The organism is Streptomyces sp. NPDC002130 (assembly GCF_040296465.1).
GTDB lineage: Bacteria > Actinomycetota > Actinomycetes > Streptomycetales > Streptomycetaceae > Streptomyces.
Map to the genome: position 1 here is coordinate 1 of NZ_JBEOXI010000790.1, position 1,499 is coordinate 1,499.

The 1,499-nt window shown below is 64.4% G+C and carries 2 protein-coding genes and 1 pseudogene; all 3 read right to left on the reverse strand.

Annotated features, from left to right (window positions below; translation table 11 throughout):
• A partial coding sequence (locus ABT116_RS45565; RefSeq protein WP_351646991.1) for a LysM peptidoglycan-binding domain-containing protein occupies positions 1 to 720 on the reverse strand: 720 nt, incomplete at its 3' end.
• Between the two features lie 62 nt (positions 721 to 782).
• Entirely contained in the window at positions 783 to 1,238 is a 456-nt protein-coding gene (locus ABT116_RS45570) for a TadE/TadG family type IV pilus assembly protein (RefSeq protein ID WP_003944242.1), read from the reverse strand.
• A pseudogene (locus tag ABT116_RS45575) lies at positions 1,235 to 1,499 on the reverse strand (pilus assembly protein); the annotation flags it as partial. The gene ABT116_RS45570 and the pseudogene ABT116_RS45575, both read right to left, overlap by 4 nt.

Below are 1,499 nucleotides of genomic sequence, written 5' to 3' on the forward strand. Positions count from 1 at the left end.
GGAGATCCGGCCCACCGCGGTGGCCTCGGCGACGACTTCGAGGCTCGCCGCGTCCAGGACGACCGCGGCCTCCCAGAGTGTGTCTCCAGCTTGGACGGTGTAGGCGCCTTGTACGACGTCCTGGGCTGTCGCGGGGAGTTGCAGCGTCATTCCCTCTGCGAGGAATCCTGCTTCGGGCACAACGTCTTTGTTCAGTTCGAGCAGTTCGGTGAACAACCTTCCGTCGCCGAGGTGAGTGTGGGCGAGTCCCCACAGGGTGTCTCCGCGGACGGTGGTCACGGTCGGGCCGGCGGGTTGGACTGCGGGCCGTGCAGCGCGGGGGTCCATCTGAGTGTGGGCGGGGCCGCTTGGGTCTTGTTGTGCGGAGATCGGTGCGTAGGGCGCGGGTGATGCGCTGTCCGCTGGTTGCGAGAGTGCGGGTGTTGCGGTTGCGGTGCCGGCTGTCAGCAGGAGAAGTGCACCACTGACGAGGAATGTCGCCGTTTTCTGTTGCGACCCGAGTAGCCGGATCTTCGGTGCCTTGACGCCCCGGAGTGTGGCTGCGAGTTCGACGAGGATCGGGAGGGTGAATGTCGCCCAGGCGGCCCAGCCGACGAGGGGCAGGAGTGCGACGAGGAGGCTGCCGTCGTCGGGGCTGGAGAGCAGACTTTCGAAATCCGAGAAGGGGATGTCGAGAGGATTTCCGCGCAATGCCCATAGTGCTGCGGGGATCCCTGCCACGAGCAGAAGCAGGATGAGGAGGTACCCGAGTCCTGCGAGGCGGGATCGGACTGTGCGAGTACTCATGGCCGGTACACCTCCCCTGCGTTGGTGCGGTTGAGGTTCACGGTTGCGCTGCCCGTGATCACTTTCGAACCAAGGGGTAAAAGCTTGTTGTCGTAGATGATGCGGGTGGTGATCAGCAATGTTCGAGGCCCGGTGGGGATGACCTCGCCCTCTACACCGGCGTCGGCGAGGTAGCGTTTCGCGGCCGCCACTGCGCGTACGGGGTCGACAACCGTATCGATGCCTCGCGCGCTGAGTGTTCCGACGATCTGCTGTCCGGACGCGCGGGCGGCGTCTTCGGCGACGTTGTCGGCGCGTTGAGCTGCGGTGTGCATTCCGCCGCCGTCGACGATGAGTCCCCACACGAAGAATATGAGGATGGGGGCGAGTATCACGGTCATCAGGGTCACGGAACCCTTGTCGCGTTCTTCGGGGAGCCTGGAGGTGAGTCGCTTACGCAGGGCGGTGATCATCTGGTGCGCTCCCGGAATGTGTCGATGGGTGAGATTGCCGTGACCTCGATGGTTCGTCCTCCGCTGACGCCGGGCCATCCGAGGGCGTCGTAGGAGACTTCACAACTGACGGTGACTTCGACGGTGGCGGATACTCCTGGGCGAGTGCGGAATCCGGAGGTGTCCGCGCTGACGTTCATCGTCGTGCATTTGAGTCCTTGACCATCCATCGAGTCCAGGGCCGCTTGGTATGCGAGGGTGCAGACGGAGGAACACCACGGG